At 61.5% G+C, this 17472-nt stretch carries 14 protein-coding genes; 11 read left to right on the top strand and 3 right to left on the bottom strand.

All coding sequences use genetic code 11. The annotated features are described in order from the left end of the window. Positions 1-147: 147 nt before the first annotated feature. The 6 genes from AC2FNZ_RS12465 (at position 148) to AC2FNZ_RS12440 (ending at position 6812) form a co-directional block, all read left to right on the top strand. Positions 148-597 (top strand): methyltransferase family protein, encoded by a 450-nt coding sequence (locus AC2FNZ_RS12465; protein ID WP_093964875.1) that lies wholly within the window; start codon positions 148-150, stop codon positions 595-597. A 130-nt stretch (positions 598-727) separates the two neighbouring features. Further along, positions 728-2299 carry a Re/Si-specific NAD(P)(+) transhydrogenase subunit alpha gene (locus AC2FNZ_RS12460; protein ID WP_496840845.1) on the top strand — a complete coding sequence of 524 codons (1572 nt, stop codon included), beginning with the start codon at positions 728-730 and terminating at the stop codon, positions 2297-2299. A 13-nt stretch (positions 2300-2312) separates the two neighbouring features. After that, positions 2313-3767, top strand: a complete 1455-nt coding sequence (locus tag AC2FNZ_RS12455) for an NAD(P)(+) transhydrogenase (Re/Si-specific) subunit beta (protein ID WP_496840844.1) — start codon at positions 2313-2315, stop codon at positions 3765-3767. Positions 3768-3865: 98 nt separating this feature from the next. Further along, positions 3866-4222 carry a VOC family protein gene (locus AC2FNZ_RS12450; protein WP_496840843.1) on the top strand — a complete coding sequence of 119 codons (357 nt, stop codon included), beginning with the start codon at positions 3866-3868 and terminating at the stop codon, positions 4220-4222. Positions 4223-4328: 106 nt separating this feature from the next. Continuing rightward, complete coding sequence (locus tag AC2FNZ_RS12445; RefSeq protein ID WP_170527968.1) at positions 4329-5606, top strand: DUF3422 family protein; 1278 nt, start codon at positions 4329-4331, stop codon at positions 5604-5606. A gap of 69 nt (positions 5607-5675) precedes the next feature. Continuing rightward, complete coding sequence (locus tag AC2FNZ_RS12440; protein WP_496840842.1) at positions 5676-6812, top strand: MFS transporter; 1137 nt, start codon at positions 5676-5678, stop codon at positions 6810-6812. A gap of 7 nt (positions 6813-6819) precedes the next feature. On the opposite strand, the gene AC2FNZ_RS12435 is transcribed toward AC2FNZ_RS12440, so the two are convergent. From AC2FNZ_RS12435 to AC2FNZ_RS12425, 3 genes are all read right to left on the bottom strand, one after another. After that, positions 6820-7800, bottom strand: a complete 981-nt coding sequence (locus AC2FNZ_RS12435) for an ABC transporter permease (protein ID WP_093964881.1) — start codon at positions 7798-7800, stop codon at positions 6820-6822. Next, complete coding sequence (locus AC2FNZ_RS12430) at positions 7793-8800, bottom strand: ABC transporter permease (RefSeq protein WP_170340351.1); 1008 nt, start codon at positions 8798-8800, stop codon at positions 7793-7795. Before AC2FNZ_RS12430 ends, AC2FNZ_RS12435 begins: the two co-directional genes overlap by 8 nt. Before the next feature lie 94 nt (positions 8801-8894). Further along, positions 8895-10601 carry a peptide ABC transporter substrate-binding protein gene (locus tag AC2FNZ_RS12425; protein WP_093965071.1) on the bottom strand — a complete coding sequence of 569 codons (1707 nt, stop codon included), beginning with the start codon at positions 10599-10601 and terminating at the stop codon, positions 8895-8897. Between the two features lie 282 nt (positions 10602-10883). Between AC2FNZ_RS12425 and AC2FNZ_RS12420 the strand changes: the two genes are divergently transcribed. From AC2FNZ_RS12420 to AC2FNZ_RS12400, 5 genes are read left to right on the top strand one after another with little or no spacing between them, the layout of a single operon-like run. Next, positions 10884-12704: an ABC transporter ATP-binding protein gene (locus AC2FNZ_RS12420; RefSeq protein WP_496840841.1), complete on the top strand. Its 1821-nt coding sequence runs from the start codon at positions 10884-10886 to the stop codon at positions 12702-12704. A 5-nt stretch (positions 12705-12709) separates the two neighbouring features. After that, the gene (gene argE / locus AC2FNZ_RS12415) at positions 12710-13876 is read left to right on the top strand and encodes an acetylornithine deacetylase (protein WP_496840840.1); all 1167 of its coding nucleotides are present in this window, start codon (positions 12710-12712) and stop codon (positions 13874-13876) included. A gap of 55 nt (positions 13877-13931) precedes the next feature. Further along, entirely contained in the window at positions 13932-15098 is a 1167-nt protein-coding gene (locus AC2FNZ_RS12410) for a M20 aminoacylase family protein (protein ID WP_496840839.1), read from the top strand. Between the two features lie 16 nt (positions 15099-15114). After that, positions 15115-16278 (top strand): M20 aminoacylase family protein, encoded by a 1164-nt coding sequence (locus AC2FNZ_RS12405; protein WP_170581416.1) that lies wholly within the window; start codon positions 15115-15117, stop codon positions 16276-16278. A 24-nt stretch (positions 16279-16302) separates the two neighbouring features. Continuing rightward, complete coding sequence (locus AC2FNZ_RS12400) at positions 16303-17466, top strand: M20 aminoacylase family protein (protein ID WP_170527977.1); 1164 nt, start codon at positions 16303-16305, stop codon at positions 17464-17466. The last annotated feature ends 6 nt before the right edge of the window (positions 17467-17472 follow it).

The following is a 17472-nucleotide window of genomic DNA, read 5'->3' as shown; positions in this document are numbered from 1 at the left end:
GGGCTGTCTACGCCCACCTGTTTGTGGCCTGGGTGCACAATATTCGGCCGCAGGGCCAAGATGCTTTGCCATCGGGGTCTGAAAGCGGTAGGACTTGGCCCGGAAGCGACATGTGTCGGTGCATGTCGTCATTCAAAAGGGATGCTCATGCGCCGTATCGACGTACCGCCACTGTGGCTTTTGGGCTTCGCGGTGTTGGCCTGGTTGCAGGGCCGTTATCTGTCGCTCGGCCTGTCGCTGGAAGGCGGGTTGACCGACCTGCTGAGCGGTCTGCTGATTGGTGGGGGTATCCTGTTGGCGGTTCTGGCAATCGTAGAATTCCGCCGCCACCGTACGACGGTCATTCCGCATGAAACACCCACCGCAATGGTGCAGTCGGGCATCTACAAACGCAGCCGCAATCCAATCTATCTGGGCGATGTCCTGATCCTTGCCGGGCTGATCCTGCGCTTCGATGCGGTGCTGTCGCTGGTTTTGGTTCCGGTTTTCGTCTGGGTTCTGGAGCGGCGGTTCATCCTGCCCGAAGAGGACCGCCTGCGCCGCACCTTCCGTGCGGATTTCGCGCGTTACGAACGCAAAACCCGTCGGTGGATCTGAAATGCGCCGAACCGTGACACAACGTAATGAATGCTGCGCTTGCGAAATAATGTTGCGCAGGATAGATCTTTGCTTAACAAACAATACCGACCACCCGCTCGGTCAGAGTGAAAATTAGGGGGACTTGCCGGTGAAAATAGGCACGCCAAAGGAAATACTGAAAGGCGAGAACCGGGTCGCGATGACTCCGGAGTCAGCCGTGCAGCTGCAGAAATTGGGCTACGAATGCGCCATCGAGAAGGGGGCCGGTGCTGCCGCTGGTTTCTCGGACGAGGCTTACGAGGCCGTCGGGGTGGAAATCGTCAAGACAGCCGCCTCTTTGTGGAAATCGTCGGAGATCATCGCCAAGGTGCGCGTGCCCACCGAGACAGAAATGAAGCGTCTGACCAAGGGCAAGACGCTGATCTCGTTCTTCAACCCGGCAGGGAACGAAGAAGGGATGGAATTGGCGAAAGCCAAGGGCGCCAATGTCATCGCGATGGAAATGGTGCCCCGCATCAGCCGCGCGCAGAAGATGGACGCTTTGTCTTCGATGGCCAACATCGCCGGGTACCGTGCGGTGATCGAAGCGGGCAACAACTTTGGCCGTTTCTTCACCGGCCAGGTGACGGCCGCGGGCAAGGTGCCGCCGGCCAAGGTTTTGATCGTTGGTGCCGGCGTGGCAGGTCTGGCCGCCATCGGGACGTCGACGTCGCTTGGCGCTATCACCTATGCGTTCGATGTGCGCCCCGAGGTCGCCGAACAGGTCGAGTCGATGGGCGCCGAATTCGTCTATCTGGACTTTGAGGAAGAACAGCAGGATGGCTCGGCCACCGGTGGGTATGCTTCCGTTCAGTCCGAGGAGTTCCGCAATGCTCAGCTGGCCAAGTTCCGCGAGCTGGCGCCCGAGATGGACATCGTTATCACTACGGCCCTGATCCCCAACCGCCCGGCCCCCAAGCTGTGGCTTGAGGATATGGTCAAGGCGATGAAGCCCGGCTCGGTCATTGTAGACCTTGCGGCCGAGCGTGGAGGCAATGTCGAAGGCACCGTGCCGGATGAAAAGGTCGTGACCGACAATGGCGTGACCATCATCGGCTATACCGATTTCCCCAGCCGGATGGCGGCTCAGTCTTCGTCGCTTTATGCGACCAACATCCGTCACATGATGACTGACCTGACCCCCGACAAGGACGGTCAGATCAACCACAACATGGAAGATGACGTGATCCGTGGCGCGACCGTCACCTACGAAGGTGAGATCACATTCCCGCCACCACCGCCCAAGGTGCAGGCCATAGCGGCCAAACCCAAGGCCGAGGTCAAGGAACTGACGCCCGAAGAAAAGCGCGCGCAAGAGATCGCGGCCTTCAAGGCGCAGACCAAGCAGCAGGTCACCCTGCTGGGCGTGGGTGGTGCGCTGATGCTGTTGGTGGGGCTGGTGGCTCCGGCCAGCTTCATGCAGCATTTCATCGTCTTCGTGCTGGCCGTTTTTGTGGGCTTCCAGGTGATCTGGAACGTCAGCCACAGTCTGCACACACCGTTGATGGCGATCACCAACGCGATTTCCTCGATCATCATCGTGGGCGCGTTGATGCAGATCGGGTCGGGGTCTTTCCTAGTCATTCTGCTGGCGGCGCTGTCGATTTTCATGGCCGGGATCAACATCTTCGGCGGTTTCCTCGTAACCCGGCGCATGCTCGCCATGTTCCAGAAATCTTAAGGAGGCCGGGCACATGGAATTTGGCTTCACCACTGCCGCCTATGTCGTTGCGGCTGTTCTGTTCATCCTTTCGCTCGGCGGCCTGTCGAACCAGGAAAGCGCCAAGCGCGCGGTTTGGTACGGCATCGTCGGTATGGCCTTGGCGGTGTTCGCCACGCTGGTCGGCCCCGGATCGGGCCTGTGGCTGCTGTCGCTGCTGCTGATCATCGGCGGTGGTCTGATTGGTCAATACGTGGCGCAGCGCGTCCAGATGACCGAGATGCCGCAACTTGTGGCCGCCATGCACTCGCTGGTGGGTCTGGCGGCTGTTTTCGTCGGCTACAACGCCCATTTCGAGATCAAGAACGTCGCCGAAGTCTTTGCGATCGTTGACGCGGCCAAGGATGCCGACCTGTCGGATCTGGGCGCCTTCGCGAAACTGATCGCCAAGAAAACCCCGGCCGAGCTGGCCATTCTGCATGTCGAGCTGTTCCTGGGCATCTTCATCGGTGCGATCACCTTTACCGGTTCGGTCGTGGCCTATGGCAAGCTGGCCGGCAAGGTCACCTCGGCGGCCACCAAGCTGCCGGGCGGGCATGCGCTGAACGCGACGGCGGCTGGCCTCTCGCTGATCTGTCTGATCTGGTACACCGCTTCGGGTGGCTTCTTCCCGCTGTTCCTGATGACGCTGGCGGCGCTGTTCATCGGTTATCACCTGATCATGGGCATCGGCGGTGCCGACATGCCGGTGGTGGTTTCGATGCTGAACAGCTACTCGGGCTGGGCCGCGGCTGCGATCGGTTTCTCGTTGGGCAACGACTTGCTGATCGTCGTCGGCGCGCTGGTCGGCTCGTCGGGCGCGATCCTGTCCTACATCATGTGCAAGGCGATGAACCGTCACTTTGTCAGCGTGATCCTGGGCGGCTTTGGCGGCACTTCGGGGCCCCAGATGGAGGTCGAAGGCGAACAGGTGGCGATCGACGCCGACGGTGTTGCAGCAGCGTTGAACGATGCCGACAGCGTCATCATCATCCCCGGCTACGGAATGGCGGTGGCGCAGGCGCAGCAATCGGTCAGCGAATTGGTCCGCAAGCTGCGCGCCAAGGGCAAGAATGTGCGCTTTGCCATCCACCCCGTCGCGGGCCGTCTTCCGGGCCACATGAACGTGCTGCTGGCCGAGGCCAAGGTGCCCTATGACATCGTGCTGGAAATGGACGAGATCAACGACGACTTCCCGGAAACGGATGTGGCGATCGTCATTGGCTCGAACGACATCGTGAACCCTGCGGCGCAGGAGGACCCGAACAGCCCCATTGCCGGAATGCCGGTTCTGGAATGCTGGAAGGCCAAGCAGGTGATCGTCTCGAAACGCGGGCAGGGAACTGGGTATTCGGGCATCGAAAACCCGCTGTTCTACAAGGAAAATACCCGCATGTTCTATGGCGACGCCAAGCAGTCGCTGGACAAGCTGCTGCCAATGATCGACTGATCCGTGGCTCATATCCTTGGAAAAGGCGCCCCTCGCGGGCGCCTTTTTTCGTTTCAGGGTATGATGCCGTATCAACCCCCAACGGCAGGAGGTGTTCCATGCAGAAGGTAAACGGCATTGGCGGAGTGTTCTTCCGCGCCCGTGATCCGAAGGCTCAGTCGCAATGGTACGATGCCCATCTGGGCGTCAATCACTATGACCCGGTCCTGTGGAAGCAGCGCGAAGGCTACACCGTGTTTGCCCCTTTCGCCGCAGACACGGACTATTTCGGCGATGCGGCGCAACAATGGATGATCAATTTCCGAGTCGACGATTTGGCGGCCATGGTCGACCAACTGCGTGCGGCTGGAATCGAGGTGGAGACCCGTGACGAATGGAACAGCGAGATCGGAAAATTCGCCCGCTTGCACGACCCCGAGGGCAATCCCATCGAGCTCTGGCAGCCAAATCAATGAGATAGCCGGCTTGTATACCGCGGTATCCACGTAAGTATATGAAATAAAAAGAGAATTGATGAAATGCTCCGGTGTCGTATAGTGCCCGGAACACAAGGAGCCGTTCATGACGCCAATCGAGGATCATCCGCTGCGCTATGCGCTGGCCAATGAATTGCACGCCCGGCCGTTCCCCGTGGCGCAGGCGCCGTGCACGGTTGTCTTCCTTGCGATCAAAAAGCCGGTCGCCGCGGTGGCGCGCGACCGGGCCGAAGATATGGCCCACCTGATCGACCTGCTGGACCGCCACGGGGCGCAGCATCCGCAGCCCGATGCCACCCACTATGCCGGCCAGATCGGGCGGCATTGGTTGAAGTGGGAACACCACACGGAATTCGTGACCTATACGGCCATTACTCAGAATGTCAGCGAGCGCGCGTTCAACCCCGCCGATTTCGAGGTATTCCCCCCCGACTGGCTGATGGCCAGTCCGGGCCAGCGCGTGACCTCGATCATGCTGCGGGTGGTGCCGCGCCCGGATGACGGGGCCACGCAAGCCGCGCTGGCGGATTGGTTCGAACCGGAAAGCCTGGCGGTGTCGCGGGTGCTGGACGACTCGGCGATTTGCGCCAGCGATTTTCGCATCGACCCGGCGGGCCACATGCGGTTTGCCCTGTTCGTGTCCGAGGGCACCGGGCGCAGGCGCACCGGCCGGATCATCCAGCGCCTGTGCGAGATCGAGACCTACAAGGCGATGTCCATGTTGGGCTTTGCCCGGGTCAAGGCCCTGATGCCCCAGATCGGTGAGTTGGACCGGCAACTGACCCAGCTGATGGGTGAAATGACCAAGGACACGACCCATCCCGACGACCTGCTGCCGCAATTGCTGGCCACCTCGACCGAGCTCGAGACGCTGTCGGCGCGTTCGGCCTTTCGCTTTGCCGCGACGGGGGCCTACGAGGCCATCGTGCACCAGCGGATCGAGGCGCTGCGCGAGGATCGCTTTCACGGGCGTCAGACATTCGCCGATTTCATGATGCGCCGCTATGACCCGGCCATGCGCACGGTCAAGGCGACCGAACGGCGGCTGCAGGCGCTTTCGGATCGGGCCATTCGCGCCGGCGACCTGCTGCGGACGCGCGTCGACGTCGAACGGAGCGCGCAGAACCAGGCCTTGTTGGAGAGCATGGACCGCCGGGCGGATCTGGCCCTACGCCTGCAGCATACGGTCGAAGGTCTGTCGGTGGTCGCCATCAGCTACTATGCCGTGTCGCTGGTCAGTTATCTGCTGTACCCGTTGACCAATGCGGGGATCAGCAAGGGGATGCTGACCGCAGGCGTGACGCTGCCTGTTGTGGCGCTTGTCTGGCTGGCCGTGCGCCGCATCCGTCGCAAGCTGGAATAGCACGGCTTGCCAACCGGCGCGCTGCCTGTATTGCTGCAAGGCAGATATTTCGCAGGCAGGGCAGGTTTCATGATCGGATTGGTTTCAGCCTGGCGGGCCGTGGCCGCCATGTTCATCCTGAATGGCGCTCTGTTCGGCATCTGGGCCTCGCGCATCCCGGCCGTCCGTGACCGTCTGGGGCTGAGCCACGAAGAGTTGGGCTATGGCCTGCTGTTCATGGCGGCCGGAGCGGTGTGTTCCTTTCCCGTCACCGGACGCCTGACCGACCGGTTCGGCGCGGTGACGGTGACGCGGGTGATCGCGGTCCTGTACACAGCATCACTGATCCTTCTTGCGGCCGCCGACAGCTTCGGCATGCTGGCTGCCTTCCTGTTCATCTTCGGGGCCTTCCACGGCTCGATGGATGTGGCCATGAACGCCTGGGCCGCCGAGGTCGAGCAGGCCTATGCCAAACCGGTCATGTCCTCGTTCCACGCGATGTGGAGCCTCGGCGCCGGGCTAGGGGCGCTCAGCGGCTATGGCGCGGTTCAGATGCAACTTGCCGTGTTACCGCATTTCCTGCTGGCCGGCGGGGCAACCGTCGCGCTCGCGCTTGCCCTGTCCTGGGTCCGATGGACGTCGCGGCGGGTGCAGTCCGACGGCGCCGCGATCTTTGCCTTGCCCAGCGGCGTTCTGGTTCTGGTCGGGCTGACCGCGATGTGCGGCGCGCTGGGCGAGGGCGCGGTGGCCGATTGGAGCGCCATCTTCCTGCGGGATGTCACGGGTGTGGCTGAAAGCGTTGCGGCCCTGGGCTATGCCGTTTTTTCGGTGTCCATGGTTGCCGTGCGGCTGCTGGGGGGGCTCGTGATCGCCCGGATCGGCCCGGTGCCGGTGGCCCGGGTCAGTGGAGCCTGCGCGGCCGTTGGCGTGTTCCTGGTGGTATCGGCCGGGGGCGCGGTCGGGGCGCTGGCTGGATTCGCGATGATGGGCGTGGGCTATGCGGTGATCATGCCGCTGGCCTTCAGCCGGGCCGCGAATGACCCGCATGTTCCGCCGGGGCAGGCCATAGCCAGTGTCGCCACCTTGGGATACGGAGGTTTGCTGATCGGTCCGCCGCTGATCGGGCTTCTGGCAGGTATTCTGTCACTGCGGCTGGCCTTTGCTGTCCTGCTGCCGCTGGCAGTTGTGATCGTGGTGTTGGCCGGCGCGCTCAGGCGCGCCGACTGACTTTGGTTCAGCGTCCGCGGATCCGCGGATCGAGCGCATCGCGCAGGCCGTCGCCCAGATAGTTCACGCTGAGAACGGTCAGCGAGATCGCCAGGCCGGGCCAGAACACACGCTCGGGGTATTGCTGCAGATAGTCGACACCATCGAACAGCAGCCGGCCCCAGGTGGGGAAGTCAGGCGGGAAGCCCAGCCCCAGGAAGGACAGCGCGCTTTCGGTGATGATCGCCGTGGCGATGCCCAGCGTGGCCGACACCATGATCGGCGACAGCACGTTGGGCAGGATGTGCCGGGTGATGATCTGCGTGTTGCTGGTGCCGATCGAGCGGGCGGCCAGAACGAACTCGCGTTCCTTGATGGCCAGCACGTCGCCGCGCACGATCCGCGCCGTAGGCATCCACGAGGTGATGCCGATGGCGCAGACGATCAGGATGAAGATCCCACGCTCGAGCCCGAACGCAGCGGACAGAGGCTCGCGGAACAGCAGCATCATCACCAGCAGCAGCGGCAGCAGCGGCAGGGCGAGGAACAGGTCGGTCAGGCGCATCAGCGGCCCGTCCAGCCGTTTGAAGAACCCGGCAACCACGCCGATGAACGACCCCAGGAACAGCGCCAGCAGCATCGCAGTGATGCCAACCGAGACCGAAGTCTGCCCCCCCGACATCATTCGCGCCATGATGTCCCGGCCCAGCTGATCGGTGCCGAACGGGTGGGCCCAGCTGGGCCCCTGGTTGCGGGCACGGATGTCGATCTGGGTCGGGTCGATGGTCCACAGGAACGGGCCCAGGTAGACGGCTGCGACGATGAAGATGAACAGCATCGCGCCGATCATGGCGCCCTTGTGGGTCTTGAACTGGTCCCACACGTCGCGCCACTGGCTGCGGGGCGGGGTGGTCAGTTCTTCCATTACATCGGCAGTCGGCAAGGCCGTCGAGGCCGGCGCAAGGCCCTCATCAGGGACCAGCGTGTCTGATTGATTGTGATCAGTCATAGCGGATCCTCGGGTCCAGAATGCCGTAGAGAACGTCTGCGATCAGGTTGAACAGGACGATCAACACGGCAAAGATGAAGGTCAGCGTCTGCACCATCGGGAGGTCATTGGCCTGAATTGCGCCGATCAGCAGCTGGCCGATGCCGTTCACCTTGAACACCTGCTCGGTGATGATCGCGCCACCAAATATCGCCGGGATCCCTAGGGCGATCACGGTGACCACCGGGATCATCGAGTTGCGCAGGACATGCACCATGACGACGGTGTACTCGCTCAGCCCCTTGGCGCGAGCAGTACGGACGTAGTCCTGGTTCAGGTTGTCCAGCATCGAGGCGCGCATGAACCGGCTGAGCTGCGCGGTGATCTGCAACGCCAGCACCATCACGGGCATGATCATCTGTTTCAGCTGAACGACGAAGCTGTCCCAGTCATTGACCACATGCGTCGTGTCATAGATCGACGGGAACCAGCCCAGCTGGACCGAGAAAATTACGATCACCAGCACCCCCGAGAAGAACGGCGGAACCGAGAAGCCGACCATCGACACGAAGGTGCCCATCTGGTCGAACCAGGAATACTGGCGATAGGCCGAATAGATACCGATGGGCAGGGCGATCAGGATGGCGACCACATAGGCGGTGCCTACAACCCACAGGGTCTGCGGGATACGCTGAACGACGATGTCCATGACGGGCGAGCGGGTCTGCCACGAAATCACACGCAGGTCACCTTCGGAAAAGGTGGTGCCAAAGATGTGGTCGACCAGAACCTGCGGTTCGATCCAGAAGAACTGCACGATCCATTTCCAGAACCGGACATGCATCGGCTGGCCGAGGCCAAGCGCCTCGCGCATCTTCTCTTTGACTTCGGGCGGAACGGTAAGCGGAACCTGTGCCATCGGGTCGCCAGGGGCGAGCTCGAGCAGCAGGAAGATGACGAGGCTGATGAACAAGAGCGTCGGAACGGCCAGGATCAGTCGTCGAATGGTGAAGTTGAGCATTAAGAGGCGCCTTTATATGCGTCTTCTTGTTGGTGGAACTTGCGAAAGACCGCGCCCCGATACAGATCGGGACGCGGCTGTGCAAGGCTAGCGCTTAGGAACCGGTCTTGCGGTACCAGTCAGCGATGTTCCACAGTTCGCTGTCCCACACGTTCAGGACGACACCGCCCAGAGTGTTTGCATGGGCCGACAGACGACCACGGTGGACCAGCGGGATCATGCCGCCGTTCTGAACCATGATGTCGTTCAGCTGCTTCGCGATTTCGGCGCGCTGCTCCAGACCGGCGGTCTGCGCCAGTTGGGCGTGCAGCTTGTCGAACTCTTCGTTGCAGAAGCGGCTGATGTTCTCACCCTGCCACTGGGTCTCGGGACGCGGTGCCTTGTCGCACAGGCCGTTGCCCAGATAGCTTTGCGGGTCGGTGCCGTTGAAGGTGTTGGCGTACATTTCAACGTCCGCATAGAACTTCTGGAACGTGTCGGGCGAGCCCGGGTCACCACCGAAGAAGACCGAAGCGTTGATGTTGCGCAGTTCGGTTTCAATGCCGATCTGGCTCCACCATTCCTTGATCAGCGCCTGGAAGTCCTGGCGGACGGCGTTGGTCGAGGTCTGATAGACGATCTTCAGCGGAACGCCGTCCTTCTCGCGGACGCCGTCGCCGTCGGTGTCGACGATGCCGGCATCATCCAGCAGTTTCTTGGCGCCTTCGATATCCTGCGTGTCGCAGGTCATCGAGGTCGAGTTGAACGCAGCCGGAGCCGGTACCCAGTTGCAGGTCACTTTACCCGCCTGGCCATAGCCGATCTCAACCAGCAGCGGGCGGTCGATTGCCATCGACATAGCCTTGTAGACCGCCGGATCCTGCAGGAACGGGTGCGGGTGCTTGGCCGTCGAACGCTCGCCTTCCGGCAGTTCGGGCGACGGGTTGGTCTGGTTCAGCATGATGCGCTCGACCAGCGGGCCAAAGCCTGCCACCGGAGTGCCTTTGCCGCCTTCCTGCATCTGCGCGATCACTTCGGGCGCCAGCTGCAGGTTCCAGGCATAGTCGAACTCGCCGGTTTCCATCACGGCGCGACCGGCCGCGGTCGCATCGCCGCCGCCCTTGAAGGTCACGGTTGCGAAGGCCGGTTTCGCCGGGTCACGATAGTTGTCGTTGGCCTTGAAGGTGATCACGTCGTTCGGCTTGAACTCGGTGACGACAAACGGGCCGGTGCCGATCGGGTTGAAGTTCTGCTCGGTGCACTCCGGAGCTTTCGCGCCCATGCAGTCCGCGAACTGAGCTGCCTGGATGATCGGGCTTTCGCCGCCGACGAACGGACCGTAGGGGAACGGGGTCGGCTTGTCGAAAGTGACCTTGACGGTCAGATCATCCACAGCTTCGACGCTGGTGACGCCTTCGAACTTGGTCACCTGCGCACAGCCACCTTCGGGGTCCATGCAGTAATCGGCGGTGAATTTCACGTCGGCCGAGGTGAACGGCGTGCCATCCGACCAGGTGATCCCCGGAGCGATCTTCCACGTGATCGAGGTGAGATCCTCGCTCACACCGCCGTTTTCGACGGTCGGGATTTCGGCTGCCAGATAGGGCACCATGTTGCCGTCCTGGTCGTAGCGTGCCAGGGGTTCGATCACCAGCGAGGCCGCTTCGACGTCTTTGGTGCCGCCCGACAGGAACGGGTTCAGGATCGAGGGTGCTTGCCAATAGATGATGCTGACGTTGCCGTCCGATCCGCGCTCGGCCATGGCCATCGGGGCCATCGCCGTGCTTGCAATCGCACCAAGCAAAAGGGTTTTGATTTTCATCATACACTCCTTGTTGGACACATTCGTGTCTCGATTTTCTCCGCAAGGCCTGCGGATTTGGCGTTGCCGTGCCGGGCTCAAGTCGCTGAAACAAAAGACAATTGCGCAAATGTCTGCGCACTACGCCCAATTTCTCGGCACGGTTACGCGGGGTATCGAAACAGAGTTTGCAGAAATTGCAAGCCTTGCCGCAGCGAAACTGGCAATGCGTTTGACTTTTCCTGTCAGCCCGCCTTAGCGTTTGGCAACCAAAACACTCATGCAGCCAAGGGGAGCGCTCGCGTGCTGGATCAGCCTATCGCCCAGATCAGGGAACTTCGGGTCGAATTCCAAACCAAGGATGGGCCCGTCGTCGGGGTCGAGGACGTCTCGTTCGAGGTCCGTCCGGGCGAAACCGTCTGCATCGTGGGCGAATCGGGATCGGGCAAGTCCGTGTCTTCGCTGTCGTTGATGCGCCTTGTTGAATTTGGCGGGGGTGAGATCGCCGGCGGACAGCTGATTTTCGACCGTACCGACGGAACCGAGCTGGATTTGGGCAAGACCGATCAGGACCTTATGAAGCAGATTCGCGGCAACGAAATCGGGATGATCTTTCAGGAGCCGATGACGGCGCTGAACCCCGTTTTCACGGTTGGGCGACAGCTGACCGAAGGGTTGCGGATTCACAAGGATATGTCCAAGTCCCAGGCCGAAGCACGGGCCTTGGAACTGCTGAAACAGGTCCGTATCCCCGAACCCGAGCGGCGGCTCAAGCAGTATCCGCACGAATTGTCTGGCGGGATGCGCCAGCGGGTTGTGATCGCCATGGCCATGGCCTGCGAGCCGCGGTTGCTGATCGCCGATGAACCCACCACGGCGCTGGACGTGACGATCCAGGCCGAGATCCTGGCCCTGATGGACCGGCTTAAGCGCGAAACCGGCACGGCGGTCATGTTCATCACCCATGACATGGCCGTGGTCGCCCAGATGGCCGACAGGGTTGTCGTCATGTACCGCGGCAACAAGGTCGAAGAGGGCACCGTCACCGAGATTTTCGAGAATCCCCAGCATGACTACACCAAGGCTCTGCTAGCCGCGGTGCCCAAGCTGGGTGAGATGCGCGGGAAGTCCGCCCCCGAGCCGATGAAGTTGTTGGGTGTCGAAGGACAGAAGATCGCCCCGATTCCCGGAACCGAGGAAGTTTTGCTGTCAGTCCGGAACCTGACCACGCGGTTCCCGGTCAAAGGCGGGATCCTGCGCCGCACCATTTCGAATGTGCACGCGGTTGAAGATGTCTCATTCACCCTGAACAGAGGGCAGACGTTGAGCCTTGTTGGGGAGTCGGGTTGTGGAAAATCCTCGGCCGGCCGCTCGATCCTGCGGTTGATAGAGCCGATGGCCGGCGAAATCAGTCTTGATGGTGTGGACATCATGAAGCTGGACCAGAAGGGCCTGCGCAAGGCCCGTCTGGACATGCAGATGATATTTCAGGACCCATTCGCATCGCTGAACCCGCAGATGCAGTTGGTTGATCAGGTGGCCGAGCCGATGCGCAACTATGGCGTGGCATCGGGGTCGGAACTGCAGGACCGGGTCGCACAGCTGTTCGACAAGGTGCACCTGCCACGAAGCTTCATGCGCCGGTTCCCGCACGAAATGTCGGGTGGGCAGCGGCAGAGAATTGCGATTGCCCGGGCGCTGGCCCTGAACCCGAAATTGATCATTGCGGACGAAGCGGTTTCCGCGCTGGACGTTTCCGTTCAGGCGCAGGTTCTGAACCTGATGATGGAATTGCAGTCCGAACTTGGGCTGAGCTATCTGTTCATCAGCCACGACATGGCCGTGGTTGAGCGGGTCAGCCACCACGTGGGTGTGATGTATCTGGGTCGGATCGTCGAACTGGGCCCACGGGCGCGTGTTTTTGAGAACCCGCAGCACCCCTATACGCAGGCATTGATGAAGGCGGTTCCGATCGCGGATCCCAATCAGCGCAAGTCGGAAAAAGATCTGAATTTCAAACCGATCCCGTCTCCAATTCACCCAATCGGCTATGAGCCTGCGCCTTCGGAATACCGAGAGGTCGAGCCGGGTCACTTCATTCTGACGACCGACAGCGGCTACTGACCCACATGCCACAGCGCCTGACTCCGCTTGAGATCATGACCAAGCTGATCTCGTTTCCCACCGTCAGCCGCGACAGCAACCTGCCGCTGATCGACTGGGTCGAGGACTACCTGAACGGCCACGGAATCCGCGCCCACCGATGGCCGGATCCGGACCAGCCGCACAAGGCGGCCCTGTTTGCCCATGTCGGCCCCTGGGAGGAAGGTGCGGTCGTGCTTTCCGGTCACACGGATGTGGTGCCGGTGGACGGACAACCCTGGGACAGCGACCCGTTTGTCGTGACCGAACGGGACAGCAAGTATTTCGGACGGGGCACATGTGACATGAAGGGCTTTGACGCCCTCGCCATCTGGGCGCTGGTCGAGGCGCAGTACGCCGACGTCAAACGCCCGCTACAATTGGCGCTGAGCTTTGACGAGGAGGTCGGCTGCACCGGTGCGCCGCCCATGATCGTCGCCATGCAGGAGGTTCTGCCCAAGGGCTCGGCCGTGGTGGTTGGCGAGCCGTCGATGATGCAAGCCGTCACCGGCCACAAGGGCAGTTTCGGCTATGATACCCATGTGGTGGGATACGAGGTGCACAGTTCGATCATGCATACCGGTGTCAATGCGATCATGTATGCCGCGCCGCTGATCGACTGGGCAAATGCCCAGAACGACATCAACATGGCGGCGGACCCCAGCGACATCGCGGCAGTCTTTGATCCTCCTTGGACAACCTGCCACGTGGGCATGATCAAGGGCGGCACTGCGCACAACATCACGGCCAAGGATTGCCGTTTCATGATGGATTTCCGGGTCGTCCCCGGCGAGCAGGCATCGGCTTGGAAAGAAGCCTATCTGGAACAGGTAAAAGTGGCGGAAAGGAAGATGCAGCAAGTGCATCCGGACGCCCATATCGAGGTGAAGGCCAGCTTTGCCGTTCCGGCGTTGGTCCCGGAAACCGATGGCGAAGCCGAGACGCTGGTGCGTGCCCTTACGGGCGACAACGCAACCCATGTCGTCAGCTATGGCACCGAAGCCGGTCAGTTCCAGGAAGCCGGTTACTCGGCCGTGATCTGTGGACCCGGAGATATCGCCCAGGCGCACCAGCCGAACGAATACATCACGATCGCTCAGTTCAACGCCGGCCATGACTTCATGCAGCGTCTGGTCTACAAACTGGCGGCGTGACCCAAAATAGACACTGGAAACTCAGGATTTCAGTCAGAAGCTCGGAGAGTTGAACATGCCGGTCAAAAACAGACTTGCCGAAATGCACGCCGAGATCACCAAGTGGCGGCGGCACCTGCATGCGCATCCCGAGTTGATGTACGACGTGCAAGAAACCGCCGGCTTCGTTGTCGACCGGCTCAAGGCGTTCGGTGTCGATGAAATCACGCCGGGTATAGGTAAAACCGGTGTCGTGGCCGTGATCCGAGGGCGAACGGACACGCAGGGCCGCGTGATCGGGTTGCGGGCCGACATGGATGCCTTGCCGATCAACGAGGCGACCGGAGTGGACTATGCCTCGACCCTGCCGGGCAAGATGCATGCCTGCGGGCATGACGGGCATACGTCGATCTTGCTCGGCGCTGCGCAATACCTTGCGGAGACGCGAAATTTCGACGGAGCGGTGGTTCTGATCTTTCAACCGGCCGAAGAGGGCGGGGCCGGCGGTCTGGCCATGTGCCGCGATGGGCTTATGGATCGCTGGGGCATTCAGGAAGTCTACGGCTTGCACAACATGCCCGGCCTGCCTGTCGGAGAGTTCGCAATCCGGCCCGGCGCGCTGCTGGCGTCGTCGGACGAGTTCGAGATCGTCGTGACCGGCAAGGGTGGCCATGCCGCCGCGCCGCATGAAGCCATCGACACAACCTTGGTGGCATCGCACATCGTGGTTGCGCTGCAATCGGTGGTGTCACGCACCGTTGATCCGATCCGGCGGGTAGTGCTGACGGTGGGGACGTTTGAAACTGACAGCGTTGCCTCGAACGTGATTGCACACACAGTCCGGCTGCAGGGCACGGTTCGCACACTGGACGCGGAATACCGCAGCATCGCCGAGGAGCGCATACGTCGGATCGCCGAAGACACAGCCTCGGCTTTTGGCGCCAAAGCCCGCGTGACCTGGACGCCCGGATACCCGGTGACGGTGAACTCCGAGGCGGAAACGGCCTTCGCCGCCGAAGCCGCCGAGGCGGTGGCGGGCAAGGTCAATGACGCAACGGATCCGATCATGCCGTCGGAAGACTTCGCCTACATGCTTGAAGAACGGCCCGGAGCCTACATCTTCTTGGGGAACGGCGACACGGCCATGTGCCACCATCCCGAGTACAATTTCGACGACCAGGCCATTCCGGCCGGATGCAGCTGGTTCGCCGAGCTTGTCGAACGACGAATGCCCATCGCCTGAAACAGGAAAGACAGTCATGCCGATCAAGAACCGTTTTGCCGAAATGCACCCCGAAATCACCGGTTGGCGGCGCGACATACATCAACACCCCGAAATTCTCTACGATACCCATCGGACCAGCGCATTGGTTGCGGAAAAACTGAAAGAGTTCGGTTGCGACGATGTCGTGACCGGGATTGGCCGGACCGGGGTGGTCGGCGTGATCAAGGGCAGGACCGACACCCAAGGCCGCGTGATCGGCCTGCGGGCCGATATGGATGCGCTGCCAATGCAGGAGCAGACGGGAGCGGAATATGCCTCCAAGACTGCGGGCGCCATGCATGCCTGCGGCCATGACGGTCACACTGCGATGGTTCTGGGCGCCGCCAAATATCTGGCCGAGACCCGAAACTTCGATGGGACCGCGATCGTGATCTTTCAACCGGCCGAAGAAGGCGGCAACGGTGCTGAAGCCATGTGCCAGGACGGTTTGATGGACCGCTTCGGCATCCAGGAAGTCTATGCGATGCATAACGTGCCGGGCCTGCCGACCGGGCAGTTTGCCATTCGCTCTGGGCCTCTGCTGGCGGCGGCGGACGAGTTCGACATCCATCTTGAAGGCCGCGGCGGTCATGCCGCCAAGCCGCAGGAAACCGTGGATACTACGGTCATGCTGTCGCAACTGATCGTGGCCCTGCAGACCATCGTTTCGCGCAACGCCGACCCGATCTTGCAGGCCGTTCTGTCGGTCACCGCGGTCGAGACCTCGTCGAATGCGTTCAACGTGATCCCGCAATCGGCCCGGCTGCGCGGCACCGTCCGCACCCATTCGAACGAGATGCGCGACCTGATCGAACAGCGGCTGAAAGAAGTTGTGCAAGGTGTCGCGGCGACCATGGGTGGCACCGCCACGGTGACCTACTCGCGCGGCGTTCCGGTCACGATCAACGCGGAAGAGCAGACTGGATATGCAGAATCCGCGGCAATTGCCGTCGGTGGCAGCTGTGCCGAGGCACCGATGGTGATGGGGGGCGAAGACTTCTCGTTCATGTTGCAGGAACGTCCCGGGGCCTTCATAGTCCTGGGAAATGGCGACAGCGCCGGGCTTCACCACCCCGAATACGATTTCAATGACGAGATCATTCCGATCGGATGCTCGTGGTTTGCAGAAATGGTCGAACGCCGGATGCCGGTGGCCTGAGATTTTTAAGGAGAGAAGACGAAAATGCCAGTGAAGAACCGCTTTGCCGAATTGCAGGATGAAATCACCGCCTGGCGGCGTGATATTCACGAGAATCCTGAAATTCTGTTCGATACGCATCGCACCAGTGCGCTGGTTGCGGAAAAGCTGAGAGAATTCGGCTGCGACGAGGTGGTCACGGGGATTGGCCGCACCGGAGTTGTCGGGGTGATCAAGGGCAAGGCCGACACCAAGGGGAAGGTGATCGGATTGCGGGCGGATATGGACGCTTTGCCGATCCACGAGGCGACGGGGTTGGACTATTCTTCGAAAACGCCGGGTGCGATGCATGCCTGCGGCCATGACGGCCACACCGCCATGCTGCTGGGGGCGGCCAAATACCTGTCCGAAACGCGCAATTTCGACGGAACCGTCGTTGTTATCTTCCAGCCCGCCGAGGAGGGTGGCGGCGGCGGCCGCGAAATGTGCGAAGACAACCTGATGGAGCGTTGGGGCATTCAGGAAGTCTACGGAATGCACAATTGGCCCGGTAAGCCTGTGGGCAGCTTCTCGATCCGGCCGGGGGCGTTCTTCGCGGCGACTGACCAGTTCGATATCACGTTCGAAGGTCGTGGTGGTCATGCCGCCAAACCGCATGAAACCGTGGACACCACTGTCATGACTGCGCAGGCGGTTCTGGCGTTGCAGACCATCGCGTCGCGCAATGCCGATCCGATCGATCAGGTCGTTGTTTCGGTCACCTCGTTCGAGACCTCGTCGAAGGCGTTCAACGTGATCCCGCAGAAAGTGCAGATCAAGGGCACCGTGCGCACGATGAGCAAAGAGATGCGCGACCTTGCTGAGCAGCGCATCAACGAAATCTGCTCGGGCGTCGCCGCGACATTCGGCGGTACTGCCGATGTTAACTATATCCGGGGCTATCCGGTCATGATCAACAGCGACGAACAGACCGAGTTCGCCGCCGAGGTCGCCCGCTCGGTTTCGGGGGCCTGCGAGGAGGCGCCTTTGGTCATGGGCGGCGAGGATTTCGCCTACATGCTGGAAGAGCGCCCCGGCGCCTATATCCTGGTCGGCAATGGCGACACGGCGATGGTTCACCACCCGGAATACAATTTCAACGACGAGGCGATCCCTGCCGGGTGCAGCTGGTGGGCCGAGATCGTCGAACAGCGGATGCCCGCAGCCTGATACCGT

The organism is Ruegeria sp. SAZA006 (assembly GCF_059613465.1).
The sequence above is the reverse complement of the archived record's forward strand: the minus strand, read 5'-3'. Positions and strand labels throughout refer to the sequence as shown.